The following is a 15694-nucleotide window of genomic DNA, read 5'->3' as shown; positions in this document are numbered from 1 at the left end:
CATAGCCGCATGGCGAATTAGTGCGCCGAACACCATCGGCCGCCGGGAATCCCGGCGGCCGCTGGTGTTTGTTCCGGCGCTTCGAGTCAGCCCAACATGCTGGTGATGGCCGTGGTCAGCTCGGGTGAGGTCGAGCTGGTGAGGTGCTGGTAGGTGCCGCCACTGGCCTGGGCGACGGCTTCCCACGTCGCCCGGTCGGAACTACCGCCGAAGTCGATCACGTTGACCGCGACCGGGCGGGCCGGGTCGAACGCGCCGCGGATGAACTCCTGCAGCCCGGGCCCGTCGAGGCTCTGGTCGGTGTGCGGTCCGGTGGTGATCACCAGGATCGAATTGGCCTGGCCGTCACGGTATTTCGACAGTGCCTCGTTGTAGATCATCCGCAGCGTGGTGAACGACACCGCGCCGCCGCTCGAGGCGGACTGCTCATCGAGCGTGGAGGTCAACGCGTCGGCTCGACGCTGGCCGCTCACGGGCTCGGCCAGCGGCCCCGTGCTGACCTCGGAGCGGCCCTCGGTGCCGTCGAAGGTCCACAGACCCACGGCCGACGTGTCCGGCAGGGTTTTGATCTGACCGTTCAGTGCCGCGACCACGTTGGCCAGCCGGGACTTTCCACCCTCCTCGGTGGGCATCGACTGGTCGAGCATGATGGTGACCGCGGGGCTTTCCGTCGGCGCGACCGACGCGTTGGCCAACGTCACCCGCATGGTGTTGTCGCCCACCGACAGCGGGGCGGCCAGATCACCGAAATCGGTGACGTCGCTGGACGGCGGCGTCGTCCCCTCAGCCCGGAATCCGGCCTTGGCGAGCTCGGCGAGCTGCTCGGGCTTGCGGAGGTAGCGGGCGAACTCGCTGGCCGCGGTGACCTGTTCCTTCTCCAGCCAGTCGCCGGACAGCAGCACCGTCGGATAGTCGGCGGTGGCCGTCGGGCCGGGCGGCAGCCAACCGGCCAGTGCGGACTTGGCGTCGTCGAGGCTGGTGGCCCGTTGGAACAGCTGCTGTTCGGTGGTGGCCACGGCGTGCACCGGCGCTGTCGCCGGGTCCGACGCGTTGATCACCGCGTCCAGCGCGGTTCCCAGCTCCTCGTCGTCCAGCTTGGGCTGCCCGCGGAACAAGGTGTTGACCCCGCTCATCCCCGAGGTCGGCGGAGCGCCTGCCGGCGCCGACGCCGCGGCCACGGCCTCGGCGGTCAGGTAGGCGGCATCGCCGTTGCTGTGTGTCGGCAGCGCGAGTTTCAGCGTGCCCCAACCGGGGAGTTTGAGCGCGTTCATCGCGGCCGGGCTGCTCTGCAGTTGCGGCAGCGTGGCCCAACTCTGTTGCCCCAGCGCGTCCTTGAGCTGCGGGCGGACCGCAAGCAGCACCGGCGAACTCACCAGGGAGCGGCTGTCGCTGACGGTCTCGGCGCCCGCGGTGGCCTCGAGCCGGGCTTCGGCGATGCTGCTGGCCGGAATCCACAGCGCCGGGCGGTCGCCCAGCTCGCTGGGCCAGGCATTGGCGAAGCCGCTGACCACCCGGTCGGATCCGGCGGACTGCACGCGCACCTTGACGCAACGGTCACCGACGGGGCTGACCGATTCGTTGTATGTGTTGGCCAGACCCTCGATGTGCGTCGAGATCGTCGGGTCGGCGATCACGGCGACCCCGAGCTCGCCGTCCACACAGCGGGCTGCCGCCGCGTCACTGCGGTCGGCGAGGATGTCGCCGACGAACTTCCACAGGATCATCGCGCCGACCACGGCCACCACGGTGACCAGTGCGACGATCACCCCGACGCTCACCCCGCGACGCCCGGACTCGACGGCGCGGTGGCTGCCGGTCCATTCACCATCCCAGTCGCCACGCTGGCGGCCCGACGGCGTGGCAGGCGGCGGGGGATCGGAGACCGCGCCGAACTGTGCGGTCGGCTGATCGTCGGCATAGTCGTCGGCCGCGTATTCGTCGGAGTAGCTGTCGTCGTACTCGTCGGAATACTCGTCCCGGTACCCATCGGCGTACTGATCGTCATAGCCGTCGTCGGCCGGGTAGTCCGATTCGTCGTAATCGGCGTACTCCGAATCCCGGTAATCGGATTCGTAGTCGTCGTCACCGTCGGCGTAAGGGGAAGTGCGGTAGCCCGGGTCGGTCGCGTAGCCGCGATCGTCGGAAAACCGGGGCTCGTCGCGGTACGCGGGCTCTTCCCGGTGGCTGGGCTCGTCCCGATAGGTCGGCTGGTCCCGGTAGACCGGCTCATCCCGGTACCCGGGCTGCGCCGGATACCGGGACGTGTCGAAGTCGTCTTCGGCGTGTCGCGGAGGCTCGCGGTGCGGCGGCTCGTAGCCGCCGGGGTACCCGGAGTCGTCGACGTGCCCGTGGTCGGGCTCGTCGGGTGCGTCGTCCTCAGGGTCGGGAATGCTGTGCCTGCCCATTCCTAACCCCTGTACGTCTCGCGCCGACTAGTCATCCGGACCCGCCGAAGTCTAATCACTTGCCGGCGGTGCTCGCTTTGAACTCGCGGCGGCGCCGGTGCAGGATCGGCTCGGTGTAGCCGTTGGGCTGTGCCGCCCCGGACAGGATCAACTCCTGGGCCGCGGCGAACGCGATGCTGGCTTCCGGATCGGGAGCCATGGCCAGGTAATCGGGGTCCTTGGCGTTCTGCTCGTCGACCACCGCGGCCATGCGGCGCAGGCTGGCCTTGACGTCCTCTTCGGTGATGACGCCGTGACGCAGCCAGTTGGCCAGCAGCTGGCTGGAGATCCGGAGGGTGGCACGGTCCTCCATGAGTGCGACGTTGTGGATGTCGGGTACCTTCGAGCAGCCGACGCCGGCGTCGATCCAGCGGACCACGTAGCCCAGGATCGACTGGCAGTTGTTGTCGACCTCTTCGTGGATCTCCTCGGGCGACCAGGTCAGCGAGGAGTCCGCCAGCGGAATCGTCAGCAGGTCTTCGATCGTGCCGCGCTTCTTGCCGGCGAGCTCCTTCTGCACCGCCTCGACGTCCACCTGGTGGTAGTGCATCGCATGCAGGGTGGCCGCGGTGGGTGAGGGCACCCACGCGGTGGTGGCGCCGGCCTTGGGCTGGGCGATCTTCTGCTCGACCATGTCGGCCATCAGGTCGGTCATGGCCCACATGCCCTTGCCGATCTGCGCCTTGCCGGCCAGACCGGTGGCCAGGCCGACGTCGACGTTGGCGTCTTCGTATGCCTTGATCCACGGCTGGGCCTTCATCGCGCCCTTGCGGATCATCGGCCCGGCCTCCATCGAGGTGTGGATCTCGTCGCCGGTGCGGTCCAGGAAGCCGGTGTTGATGAACACCACGCGGTCGGCCGCGGCCTTGATGCAGGCCTTGAGGTTGACCGTGGTGCGGCGCTCCTCGTCCATGATGCCGACCTTGAGGGTGCCGCCGGGCAGGCCGAGCACGTCTTCGACGCGGCCGAACAGCTCGCAGGTGAAGGCGACCTCGTCGGGGCCGTGCATCTTGGGCTTGACGATGTAGACCGACCCGGTCCGGCTGTTCTGCAGCGGGCCGTTGTCGTCGCCGGTCTTGAGGCCGTGCATCGCGATCAGGCCGGTGAACAGTGCGTCCTGGATGCCCTCCGGGATCTCGTTACCGTCGGCGTCCACAATCGCGTCGTTGGTCATCAGGTGGCCGACGTTGCGCACGAACAGCAGGCTGCGCCCGGGCAGCGTCAGTTCGCCCTCGCCGTCCGGGGTGGTGAAGGTGCGGTCCGGATTCAGCACCCGGGTGAAGCTCTTGCCGCCCTTGCTGACCTCTTCGGCCAGGTCGCCCCTGTTCAGGCCGAGCCAGTTGCGGTAGCCGAGCACCTTGTCGTCGGCGTCGACGGCGGCCACCGAGTCTTCGAAGTCCATGATCGTGGTGATCGCGGATTCCAGCACGACGTCCTTGATGCCCGCGGCGTCGGTCGAGCCGATGGGGGACTCGGGGTCGATCAGGATCTCGATGTGCAGGCCGTGGTTCTTGAGCAGCACCGACCACTGCGGCTGCCCGAGCTCACCGGTGTAGCCGACGAACTGCTCGGGCGTCGCGAGTCCAGTCGAGAGGTCGTCACCGTAGGCGACGACCAGCTGACCGTCATCGATCTTCAGACCCTTCGCATCGGCCCAGGAGCCGGCGGCCAGCGGGACGGCTTCGTCGAGGAAGTTGCGGGCGTAGGCGATCACCTTGTCGCCGCGCACTTGGTTGTAGCCTGTGCCCTTCTCGGCGCCGTCCTCTTCGCTGATCACGTCGGTGCCGTACAGCGCGTCGTACAGCGAGCCCCACCGGGCGTTGGCGGCGTTCAGCGCGAAGCGGGCGTTGAGGATCGGCACCACCAGCTGCGGGCCCGCGGTCGAGGTGATCTCGTCGTCCACCCCGGAGGTGGTGACGGTGAAATCGGCAGGCTCGGGCAGCAGGTAGCCGATGTCGATGAGGAACTGCTTGTAGGCCTCGGGATCGACCGGCTCCAGCACGTGGGCGCGATGCCACTTGTCGATCTGCGCCTGCAGGTCGTCACGGCGGGCCAGCAGCTCCTGGTTCTTCGGGGTGAGGTCGGCGACGACCTTGTCCACGCCGGACCAGAAACTGTCCGGGTCGACGCCGGTGCCCGGCAGTGCCTCGTTCGTGATGAAGTCGTGCAGCACCTGTGCGACGCGCAGGTTTCCGACAGTCACGCGATTGGTCATGCGCGTTTCCTCCCTCGGCTCCAGGTACCGTGCGGCACCTGCCGTTTATCCAGCTTACCCATTGGTAACGTCGGCCTTTCAGCCGTCCAGCCTGGTGAGCAACAGCTCACACCGGTTTGCCAGGGTGACTCGCAAGGGAGCCGCCCGCTCGGCGATGCGCTGTTGAGCCCTGACGTATTCGGCACGCCCGGCCGGTGTTTCGATGGCGATCGGCTCGAAACCATAGCGCCTCAAGTCGTATGGGCTGGCACACATGTCGAGTGCCCGCGCGTCGGCGGCCAGTTCGAGTGCGTCCATCACGAGTTCCGACGGCACCAGTGGGCCCAGCTTGTAGGCCCACTTGTAGAGGTCCATGCCGGCATGGATGCAGCCCGGCTGTTCGGTGTCGATCTGCCGGTCGCGGCTCAACCGCCGGTCGTTGCGGCCGACCGCCGGTTCGGTGAAGAAGCGGAAGGCGTCGAAATGGCTGCACCGCAACGGCATCGCCTCGACCACGGCGTCGGTTCCGTCCGCGCCGAGCCGCAGCGGGACCTGGCCGTGCCGCACCTCGGGAGACCGGTACACCATGGCCCACTCGTGCAGACCGAAACAGTTCAGTGCCGGGGCCCGGCCGGCCGTGGCGCGTAGCAACCGGGCGATGAACCGGACGGTGTCGACGCGGGAGCGCAGGTAGTCGGTGTGCACCGTCACGCCGTGGCGGTGCGGTCCGTACCCCGTGCGCTCCAGATAGTCCGCGGCCCGCTCACCGGCGAGCACCGTCCCGAAGCCCGGGTGCCATTGCCGTAGCTGGCGGGGTCGCAGGCTGTAATAGGTGAACAGGAAATCCCACACGGGATGCGGCTCACCGGCGTGTCGGCGGCGTACGTGCGGTGTGAGGAAGTCGTCGGCCCGGCGCCGGTGTGATTCCGCCCGGGCGGCCCACTCCTCGGCCGCCAAGACCGGCTCGGTCTCGGCGATACCGGGGAGGGTCAGTCCGGCCGCGTCAGATCCAGCGCGTCCTTCCATGTCTCCTCCACTCGGTGGCCCGCCCCGGCCGTGCGGTTCGAGCCTACCTGTGGCGGCAGACGGCTCAGCCGTGTGCGCCGGTGGTCACCACCAGGCGGCCCGTGGTCTGCCGGGCCTGCATCTTCTCCAGGTGCTCCGGCAGGTCCGACCAGACCACCTCGGCGCCGATGACGGTGCGGATCGCCCCGGTGCGCAGCATCTCGAGCAGCTTCACGTGGGCGTCGAGGCCTTCGGAGCGGGCCGGCCAGTTGAACCCGAGGGTGCGACGGACCGCGACCGGGTCGGTCACATAGACCAGGCAGACCCCGCACACGTCGAAGTTGCCGTAGGCGATCGGGCGCGGCGACAGGTAGTCGCCGTCTTCGAGGGCGATGTCCTCGGCGAATCCGGCCATCAGGTGACGCCCGTGCAGGCCCATGCACTTGAACGTGTCGGTGGTGACGCTGCCGCCGACCGCGTCGAACGCGACGTCGACGCCGCGGCCGTAGGTCAGCTCCATGACCTGCTCGACCCAGTCGCCGGTGCGGTAGTTGATGGCATGGTCGGCACCGAGCTCGCGACAGAACTCGAGCTTCTCGTCACTGCCCGCGGTCGCGATCACGCGGGCACCGAGCGCCTTGCCGAGCACCAGTGCGCCCGACCCGGTGCCGCCGGCCGCCGCATGCACCAGCAGGGTCTCGCCCGGCTTGAGCCGGCCGCGCTCGCGCAACGCGAACCAACCGAGATGGAACGGGTAGTGCAGGGCAGCGCCATCGGTGTCGCTGATCCAGTCGGGCAACTCCAGCGCGGTCGCGGCGTCGACGATGGCGTAGGAGGCGTACCCGCCGAACGCCATCGAGGGGATGCCCACGATGCGCCGGCCCAGCAGGTGCTCGGCGCCGAGACCGGCGCTCTCGACGACGCCGACGGCCTCCATGCCCGGAACGAACGGCGGCTGCAGCGGCATGGTGGTGTAACGGCCCTGGATCACGTCGATGTCGTTGAAGTTCAGGCAGAACGCGCGGACGGCGACCCGCACCTCGCCCGGTCCGGGCGCGCGCACCTCGACGGTTTGACGTTCGAGCACCTTCGCCGGATCACCGAGGGCGGTGGCCACCCAGGCTTCGGCCGAAATCGGTTGGGCTGCGGTTGCGTTCACTGGTTCTCCATATCGGGGTTGTTGTCAAGGCGGGCTGCGCTGACGGTTACGGGGATGCCGTTGAGTGCGCCGTTGCCGGACGGCTCGTCGACGAAAGTCGGTGGTGACAGCACGTTGGTGTTGACGCCGGGGGAGGCGTTGGCGACGCGCAGCCGGGTGCCGGCCTTGGCGTGGCCCCAGCCGTGGGGCATCGACACCACGCCCGGCTTGATGTCGTCGGTGACCTCGGCGGGGACGTCGATGCTGCCGCTCGCCGAGGTGACGGTGACGACGTCGCCGGTGCGGACCCCGCGGCGGTCGGCGTCGCTGCGATGGATCTGCAGGGTGCAGCGATCCTTGCCCTTCATCAGCGGCGGCAGGTTGTGCAGCCACGAGTTGTTCGACCGCAGATGCCTGCGGCTGACCAGCAGGAGCTCGTCGGGCGTGCGGGTGATCCGGGCGGCCAGCCGTGGCAGGTCGTCGGTCAGGTACTGCGGGGCCAACCGGACCTTGGCGTCGGCGGTGCGCAGCACCTCGGCGATCCGTGGCACCATGGGCCCGAAGTTGATGCCGTTCGGCTGGGCCTTGAGTGCCTCCAGGGTCACCCCGCCCGGATTCTCGCCGTAGCGGTCGCCGAACGGCCCGGTGCGCAGGGTCAGATCCAGCATCCGCTCCGGGCCGCCGCTCTCGTACTGCTTGCGCAGGGCGGCCCCGTCGAGGCCCCTGGTGAAGGCCATGTAGTCGAAGAAGCCGTCGTCGATGGCCGCGACATCGACATCCTGGGCCGGGGTGCCGGTACACAAGCCGGTCAGGCGGATGAGGATCTCCCATTCCTCGGGCCGGTCGGGATCCTCGGGGGCGAACACCGGCGCCGAGTAGTTGGCGAAGCTGTTGATCGCGAAGCCCAGCAGCAGGTCGTCGTGGTGGGGCTGTTCCAGCGGCGACAGGCCGGGCAGGATGACGTCGGCGTGCCGCGTGGTCTCGTTGAGGAAGATGTCCACCGAGATCATCGCTTCGAGGCCGGGCAACGCCTCGTCGAGCCGGTGCCCACCGGGGGTGGACAACACCGGATTTCCTGCGACCGTGATCAGTGCCCTGATCTGGCCTTCGCCCGGTGTGGCGATCTCCTCGGCCAGGCAGGACACCGGGGCCTGGCCCAGCACCTCCTTCGCGCCGCGCACCCGGGTGTGCCAGCGACCGAACCCGGCCGCGCCGTCCTCCAGCCCGGGCAGCGTCTCGGTGGTCAGGGTCCACACCGCCGGGCGCGGGAACATCGCGCCGCCGGGCGTGTCGAAATGACCGGTGAGGATGTTCACCACATCGACGAGCCAACTGGCGAGGCTGCCGAACTCCTGGTTGCACAAGCCGATTCGGCCGTAGACGACTGCTCGCGGCGTGGCGGCGAGCTCGCGGGCCAGGTCCCGGATCCGGCTCGCGTCGATGCCGCAGGCGTGCGTGACGCGTTCGGGGGACCACTCGGACACGAGCTCGCGTAGCCGGTCCACGCCGTCGAGGTAGGACGCGAGGTGCCCGGTGCTGACCAGGTCCTCGTCGAACAACACGTGCGTGACGGCCAGCAGCAGGGCGGCGTCGGTGCCCGGCGTGATGGGCAGCCATTCATCGGCCCGCGCCGCGGTGGAGGTGCGGACCGGATCGATCACGATCACCTTGCCGCGCTTGCGGATCGCGTCGATGAGCCCGACGACATCGGGGGCTGACATCATCGAGCCCTGGGAAGCGGCCGGGTTGGCGCCCATGATCACGAACATGTCGGTGCGCTCGAGGTCGGGGATCGGGAAGCTCCACCAGCTGCCGTACATCAGATGCGACGACAGATTCTTCGGCCACTGGTCGATGGTCCCGGGCGAGTACGTCGACGGGATCCCTGACATCCCCATCAGCACCCCGGCGTACCGGCTCAGTGAAAACGTATGACCCAGTGGGTTTCCCGTGTAGGCCGTGACGCCACCGATGCCGTACTCGTCGATGACGGGCTTCAGCAGTTCGGTGCAGCGGCGAAACGCCGCGTCCCAGCTCACCTCATGCCAGGTTCCGTCGACCTTGATCATCGGGCGCCGGATCCGGTCCGGATCCTCGTGCAGTGATCCGAGTGAGGCGCCCTTCGGGCAGATGTGCCCGCGGCTCCAGGCGTCGTCGGGGTTGCCCCTGATCCGGGCCACCTTGCCGTCCTTGACGTGAACTTCCAAGCCGCACATGGCTTCACACAGTGGGCAACCGTGCAGGTGCCGGCCGTCCTGTCCCCGGGCCGCGAGCGGCAGCGGTGTTCCCATCGCGCGTGCACCTCCAAGCATTTGTTGTTACACTATGTAACAACAAATATGGCAGCATGGCAATAGCGGCGGTGCCACCGGATTTGGGCGGTATGCCAGACTCGGCGGACCAGCCGCCCCGCGACGTGAGGAGACAGCGTGGAGACGCGTTCGGCCGGCAGTCGCCATCGGCGCCAGGGCTCACGTCCTGACCCGTCGATCGATGAGGCCGTGCTGGCCACCACCCGGGACCTGTTGGTCCAGCGTGGCTACGCGGCGACGTCGATCGACCTGATCGCCGGCACCGCGGGGGTCAGCCGGCCGACCATCTACCGCCGGTGGAAGTCCAAGGCGCTGCTGGTGCACGAAGCGGTGTTCCCGGACCTCGACCCGGCTGCGCCGAGCGACGACATCGCCACCGAGATCACCCGGTTGTGTCGCGGTGCGTTCCTGATGTTTCGCGATCCGGCTGTGCGGGAATCGATTCCGGGTCTGTTGACCGAACTGCGGGCAGATTCCGACATCCGCCGGCTCATGACCGAGCGTCTGGATGCCGCCGCCCGCAGCCAACTCGGAGCGCTGCTGGCCGATGCCTCCGCGCACGGGCGGGTGCGCCGTGAGGTCAACGTCGACACCATCATGGATGCGATCGGCGGGGCGGCGTTGTACGCCGTGTGCGTACGCGGCATCGACGACACCGAAGGCGAGATCGAACGGGTCGCAGCCGATCTGGCCGATCTGATCCTGCGGGGATTGCTCGACTGAACCTCAGATGCGGTGCGTGCCGTCCCGCACCGTGCCGACCAGGTCTTCGACCAGATCCTCCAATGCCACCATCGCCGTGACGGTGGCATTGGGCGAGGCCTCGGGCACTTCGGGCGAGTGCTCGTCGCGCACCTGCGCGTCGGGCGGGCCGTCAGTGACCACCAGGGCCAGGTGACTGTTGGTGCGCCGCATCCGCGACAGCGCGTCGGGCAGTGGCGTCGAGGCCGGGATCCGGGGCAGCGGACGCACCATGGACAGATCCAGCACCGCGTCGGGATCGTTGATGTGGGGCAGCACATCCTTGATGTGCAGATATCCGATGAACTCGCCGAACGAATCCGCCACCGGGAACCGTGAGTAGCCGGTCTCGGTCAGGGCGCGCTCCACATCGCCGACGGTCGGACCGGAACCCGGCGCCGCGACCCGGATCGCATGGATCTCGCTCAACGGCATCGCGACGTCACTCACCGTGCGGCTGCGGGTCTGCAGCGCCCGGGTCAGCCGACCGTGCTCCTCGGTGTCGAGCAGGCCCTCGGACACCGACTCGGCGATCATCTCCGACAGCTCGACCGTCGACACCGCCGATTCGAGCTCATCCTTCGGTTCGACGCGGAACGCCCGCAGGGTCGCGTTGGCGCACCAGTTGTAGAACGCGATGAAGGGCCGCGCGGCGCGGATGTAGACCAGGTACGGCGGGACCAGCAGCATCGCGGCGGTCTCCGGCCCGGCGATGGCGATGTTCTTCGGAACCATCTCGCCGAGCAGCACGTGCAGGATCACCACGATGGCCAGCGCGACGAAGAACGACACCGTGTGTAGGACGGTGTCGGACACCCCGATCAGGGCGAACGGCTTCTCCAGCAGATGTGCGACGGCGGGCTCGCCGACGCGGCCGAGCAGGATCGAGCAGATCGTGATGCCCAGCTGAGAGCCGGCCAGCATCAGCGACAGGTGCTCGCCGGCCCGGATGACCGTGACGGCGCTGTGTTTGCCCTGCTCCGCGAGCGCCTGCAGCCGGTCCCGGCGGGCCGAGATCAGCGCGAACTCCGCGGCCACGAAGAACGCGTTGGCGGCCAGCAGCAACACCGTCAGCAGCACCCCGAGGATGTCACCCATGGTTGTGCCCCCCAGCGTCGAGGTTGGTGAGCTCGAGCAGATCGATCCGGCGGCCGTCCATGCGCACCACGGTGGCCAGCCATCGCGTCGGCTTGTCGGGATCGGCGTCGGGATCGAACGCGGTGAGCTCCACGGCTTCGCCGCTCTCCGGTATGTGCCCGAGCTCCTGCAGGACCAGGCCGCCGATCGTCTCGTACTCGCCTTCGGGAGCCCGGAAACCGGTGCCCGAGGCGACCTCGTCGATGCGCAGCAGCCCCGACACCTGCCAGCCGGCGCCGGCCGGCACCACATCGGGGGTGGCGTCGTCGTGCTCGTCGCGGACGTCGCCCACGATCTCCTCGATGAGATCCTCGACCGTCACCATGCCCGCGGTGCCGCCGTACTCGTCGACCACGAGCGCCGTCTGCAAGCCGTTCGCGCGGATCTGGGTCATCACGGCGTCGCCGTCGAGGGTGGACGGCACGGTCGCCACGGGCAGCGCCAGCGCGGCCAGCCGGGTCCGGTCCCGCTCCTGACGGGGAATGGTGAACACCTGTTTGACGTGCACCACGCCGATGGTCTCGTCGAGGTCGCCCTCGACGATCGGGAACCGGGAGAACCCGGTCCGGATCGCGGCGGACATCAGATCGGCCACCGAATCACCGGCGTCGAGCACCTCGATCTTGGAGCGCGGGGTCATCAGTTCCTCGGCGGTCCGCTCACCGAACTGCAACGACCGGTGCACGAGCAGCGCGGTGGACGCGTCGAGCGATCCGCTGCGCGCGGAGTTGCGCACCAGCGACGCCAGTTCCTGGGCCGAGCGCGCCGAGCGCAGTTCCTCGGCCGGCTCGATGCCGAGCCTGCGCAGGATCCAGTTGGCCGTGCCGTTGGTCAGCTTGATCACCGGGGTGAACAGCATCGAGAACAGCAGCTGGAACGGTGCGGCCGCGCGGGCGGTGGGGACCGGGCGCGCCACGGCCAGGTTCTTCGGCACCAGTTCGCCGAACACCATCGACAACGACGTCGCGATGAGCACGGCCAAGAACAGCGACAATCCGGCGGCGACATTGGCCGGAATGCCGATGGCGTCCAGGCCCGGCCGGATCAGCTCGCCGACGACAGGTTCGGCGAGATAGCCGGTGGCCAGCGTGGTGATCGAGATGCCGACCTGGGCGCCGGACAACTGGAAGGACAACGTGCGATGTGCGCGCCGCACCAGCTGGTCGCGGCGGTCACCGTCGCGGGCGTTGGCCTCGACGGTGCTGCGCTCGAGAGCGGTCAGGGAGAACTCGGCCGCCACGAACACCGCGGTGCCGAAGGTGAGGAGGACGATCGCCAGGATCGACAGCAAGGAGAACACCACGTCCGTCGACATCAGATCCTCACCAGGGGGACGCCGGGCCCGAAGCCCGGCCGACTAGGAGAGGGGTCGTCAGCTTCGGCGCTCAGAACTGACTGGTGTTCCACCCGGAAGGCCGGTTCAGAACCGGAGGCCTCGGTGGGTGCCTGCGGCACGTGAACCCTTTCGTTCGGTCTGGCACAGCGGACGGCCGACCACTACGCGACCGCCCACTCGATACAGGAACCCCAATAGTATCGCGGCCCGATGGATTACCAGCCCGTCGGCAGCGGATGACCCTCGGCGAAACCGGCCGCGGACTGCACGCCCAGCACCACCTTCTCGTGCAGTTCGGCCAGGTTGGTGGCGCCGACGTAGGTGCAGGTGCTGCGCACCCCGGAGGTGATGTGATCCAGCAGGTCCTCGACACCGCCGCGGGTCGGGTCCAGGCTCATCCGCGACGACGAGATGCCCTCCTCGAACAGCGCCTTGCGGGCCCGGTCGAAGGGGCTGTCCCCGGCGGTGCGGGCGGCCACCGCCCGCTTGGAGGCCATGCCGTAGCTCTCCTTGTACGGCCGCTCGTCACGGTCGTGCAGCAGATCTCCCGGTGACTCGTAGGTCCCGGCGAACCAGGAGCCGATCATCACGTTGGAGGCCCCGGCGGCCAGTGCCAGCGCCACGTCGCGGGGGTGTCGAACGCCGCCGTCCGCCCACACGTGGGCGCCGAGTTCCCTTGCCGCAGCAGAACATTCGACGACAGCCGAGAACTGCGGGCGGCCGACGCCGGTCATCATCCGGGTGGTGCACATCGCGCCGGGTCCGACCCCGACCTTCACGATCGAGGCGCCGGCCTCGATCAGGTCGCGGGTGCCCTCGGCCGAGACCACGTTGCCCGCGGCCAGCGGCAGGCCCAGATCCAACGACGCCACCGACTTGATGGCGTCGAGCATCTTGACCTGATGACCGTGGGCGGTGTCGATGACCAGCAGATCCACCCCGGCCTCGGCCAGCGCCCGCGCCTTCGCGCCGACGTCGCCGTTGATGCCGACGGCGGCCGCGATGCGCAGCCGCCCGGCGGCGTCGACGGCGGGGGTGTAGATCCCGGCCCNTCCCGGCCCGCACCGCGGCGGTGCGGGTCAGCACGCCGGCCAGCGAGCCGTCCGGGGCGGTGAGCACCGCAAGATCGATCGGCTGGTGCTCGAGCAGGTCGAAAACCTTGCGCGGGTCGGTCCCCACCGGGGCGGTGACGAAGTCGGACACCGCGACATCGCGAATGCGGGCGAACCGGTCCACCCCGACACAACTGGCCTCGGTGACCAGCCCGATCGGGCGGCCCTCGAACACCACGACCGCCGCACCGTGCGCCCGCTTGTGCAGCAGCGCGGCGGCATCTGACACCGAATCGTCCGGACTCAGGGTCACCGGGGTGTCCACCACCAGATCGCGGCTCTTGACGAACTGCACGGTGTCGGCCACCACGGTGCTCGGCAGATCCTGGGGCAGCACCACGATGCCGCCGCGGCGCGCGATGGTCTCGGCCATCCGCCGGCCCGCCACCGCCGTCATGTTCGCCACCACCACCGGGATGGTGGTGCCGGATCCGTCGGCGGTGGACAGATCGACATCGAACCGCGATGCCACGTCCGACCGTCCGGGCACGACGAAGACGTCGTTGTAGGTCAGGTCGTAGGGCGGGATGTGTCCGTGCAGAAACCTCACACCCAGAGTCTAGTGGCGCGGGTTACGCCTGGACCTCGCTGCGGTCACCGCTCCAGAGCGTGTGGAACTTCTGGCCCGGCTCGGCGTCGGTGCGTCCGTAGGTGTGCGCGCCGAAGAAGTCGCGCAGCCCCTGGGTCAGCGCCGCGGGCAGCCGCTCGGTGCGCAGTGCGTCGTAGTAGGACAGCGCCGAGGCGAAACCCGGGACGGGAATTCCGAGCTGGGTGGCCGTCACCACCACGCGGCGCCAGCTGTCGATGGCCGATTCCACCGCGCTGCGGAAGTACGGAGCCGCCAGCAGTGTGGCCAGGTCCGGCTCCGCGTCGAAGGCCTCCTTGATCCGGTTCAGGAATTTGGCCCGGATGATGCAGCCGCCGCGCCAGATGGTGGCCAGGTCGCCGGGTGTGACGTTCCAGCCGTACTCGGCGCTGCCGGCCTGGATCTGGTTGAACCCCTGGGCGTAGGCGACGATCTTGGACGCGTACAACGCCTGGCGCACGTCCTCGGTGAACTGCGCGGTGTCGGCCGGGGCGGTACCCAGCTCGCCGGAGGCCAGCCCGACGGTGGCCTTGCGCTGCGGCACCGAACCCGACAGCGCGCGGGCGAAGACCGCCTCGGCGATGCCGGTGACCGGCACGCCCAGGTCGAGCGCGGACTTCACCGTCCACCGCCCGGTGCCCTTCTGCTCGGCCTCGTCCACGATCACATCCACCAGCGGTTTGCCGGTCTTGGCGTCGACCTGGCGCAGCACCTCGGCGGTGATCTCTACCAGGTAGCTGTCCAGTTCGCCCTTGTTCCACTCCGCGAACACGTCGGCGATCTCGGGCGCGGACTTGCCCAGCCCGTCGCGCAGCAACTGGTAGGCCTCGCCGATCAGCTGCATGTCGGAGTACTCGATGCCGTTGTGCACCATCTTCACGAAATGGCCCGAGCCGTCCGGCCCGATGTGCGTGCAGCACGGCACCCCGTCGACATGCGCCGAGATCTCCTCCAACAGCGGCCCGAGCGACTTGTACGACTCGGCGGGTCCGCCCGGCATGATCGACGGGCCGTTGAGCGCGCCTTCCTCGCCACCGGAGATGCCCGCGCCCACGAAGTGCAGGCCGCGCTCGCGGATCGCCTTCTCCCGGCGGATGGTGTCGGTGTACAGCGAGTTACCGCCGTCGATGATGATGTCGCCGGGCTCCATGGCGTCGGCGAGCTCGTTGATCACCGCGTCGGTGGGATCGCCGGCCTTGACCATGATCAGCACACGGCGCGGCTTCTCCAACGCGTCGAGGAATTCCGCGATGGTCTCACTGCGGACGAAATTTCCTTCCGACCCGTGTTCGGCCAGCAGCGCATCCGTCTTGGCCACCGAGCGGTTGTGCAGGGCGACGGTGTAGCCGTGCCGGGCGAAGTTCCTGGCGATGTTGGAACCCATCACGGCCAGGCCGGTAACCCCGATCTGCGCAGTAGCGGTGGTGCTCGACGGTGTGCTCGACGAAGTCATGCAGCAGCCTTTCGTTGTTTTGTTGTAGCAGAACGCCTGTCGTGCAGAGGTTTATCCGAGACCGGAGAACAGGCGGTGAAGCTCGGTGAGCCATGGGACCGCGACGGCGATCGTGGGCACCACCAGAACGGCGGCCGCGGTCAGATACGCGGTGGCCGCGATGACCATGCTGTTGGGCTTGCCACCGAGGCGGCGCACCCGGATCACGGTGGTCGGCCCGCCCGCGGCCAGGGCGC

General features: G+C 68.8%; 9 protein-coding genes and 2 pseudogenes. 1 reads left to right on the top strand and 10 read right to left on the bottom strand.

Annotated elements, in window-relative coordinates:
* Window positions 1-86: 86 nt before the first annotated feature.
* The 5 genes from BN4332_RS06075 to BN4332_RS06055 all read right to left on the bottom strand — a co-directional run bounded on the left by BN4332_RS06075 (window position 87) and on the right by BN4332_RS06055 (window position 9072).
* Window positions 87-2405 carry a substrate-binding domain-containing protein gene (locus tag BN4332_RS06075; protein WP_066897644.1) on the bottom strand — a complete coding sequence of 773 codons (2319 nt, stop codon included), beginning with the start codon at window positions 2403-2405 and terminating at the stop codon, window positions 87-89.
* A 55-nt stretch (window positions 2406-2460) separates the two neighbouring features.
* Entirely contained in the window at window positions 2461-4659 is a 2199-nt protein-coding gene (locus BN4332_RS06070) for a malate synthase G (protein ID WP_066897643.1), read from the bottom strand.
* Window positions 4660-4737: 78 nt separating this feature from the next.
* The gene (locus BN4332_RS06065; protein WP_066897642.1) at window positions 4738-5664 is read right to left on the bottom strand and encodes a 3-methyladenine DNA glycosylase; all 927 of its coding nucleotides are present in this window, start codon (window positions 5662-5664) and stop codon (window positions 4738-4740) included.
* Window positions 5665-5728: 64 nt separating this feature from the next.
* Complete coding sequence (locus tag BN4332_RS06060) at window positions 5729-6802, bottom strand: zinc-binding dehydrogenase (RefSeq protein ID WP_066897641.1); 1074 nt, start codon at window positions 6800-6802, stop codon at window positions 5729-5731.
* Entirely contained in the window at window positions 6799-9072 is a 2274-nt protein-coding gene (locus tag BN4332_RS06055; protein WP_074132989.1) for a molybdopterin-dependent oxidoreductase, read from the bottom strand. The genes BN4332_RS06060 and BN4332_RS06055 overlap by 4 nt, the downstream gene beginning before the upstream one ends.
* A 138-nt stretch (window positions 9073-9210) precedes the next feature.
* Here BN4332_RS06055 and BN4332_RS06050 point away from each other — a divergent pair, with 138 nt between their 5' ends.
* Window positions 9211-9816, top strand: a complete 606-nt coding sequence (locus BN4332_RS06050; RefSeq protein WP_066897639.1) for a TetR/AcrR family transcriptional regulator — start codon at window positions 9211-9213, stop codon at window positions 9814-9816.
* A gap of 3 nt (window positions 9817-9819) precedes the next feature.
* On the opposite strand, the gene BN4332_RS06045 is transcribed toward BN4332_RS06050, so the two are convergent.
* The 5 genes and pseudogenes from BN4332_RS06045 to BN4332_RS06025 form a co-directional block, all read right to left on the bottom strand.
* The gene (locus tag BN4332_RS06045) at window positions 9820-10932 is read right to left on the bottom strand and encodes a hemolysin family protein (RefSeq protein WP_066897638.1); all 1113 of its coding nucleotides are present in this window, start codon (window positions 10930-10932) and stop codon (window positions 9820-9822) included.
* Window positions 10925-12286, bottom strand: a complete 1362-nt coding sequence (locus BN4332_RS06040; protein ID WP_066897637.1) for a hemolysin family protein — start codon at window positions 12284-12286, stop codon at window positions 10925-10927. The genes BN4332_RS06045 and BN4332_RS06040 overlap by 8 nt, the downstream gene beginning before the upstream one ends.
* A gap of 236 nt (window positions 12287-12522) precedes the next feature.
* Window positions 12523-13969: pseudogene (locus BN4332_RS06035) on the bottom strand (GuaB1 family IMP dehydrogenase-related protein).
* Window positions 13970-13991: 22 nt separating this feature from the next.
* Window positions 13992-15458, bottom strand: a complete 1467-nt coding sequence (gnd, locus tag BN4332_RS06030; protein WP_066897636.1) for an NADP-dependent phosphogluconate dehydrogenase — start codon at window positions 15456-15458, stop codon at window positions 13992-13994.
* A 51-nt stretch (window positions 15459-15509) separates the two neighbouring features.
* A pseudogene (locus BN4332_RS06025) lies at window positions 15510-15694 on the bottom strand (M56 family metallopeptidase); the annotation flags it as partial.

Source organism: Mycolicibacterium houstonense (genome assembly GCF_900078665.2).
In the GTDB taxonomy this organism is placed as follows: domain Bacteria; phylum Actinomycetota; class Actinomycetes; order Mycobacteriales; family Mycobacteriaceae; genus Mycobacterium; species Mycobacterium houstonense.
The sequence above is the reverse complement of the archived record's forward strand: the minus strand, read 5'-3'. Positions and strand labels throughout refer to the sequence as shown.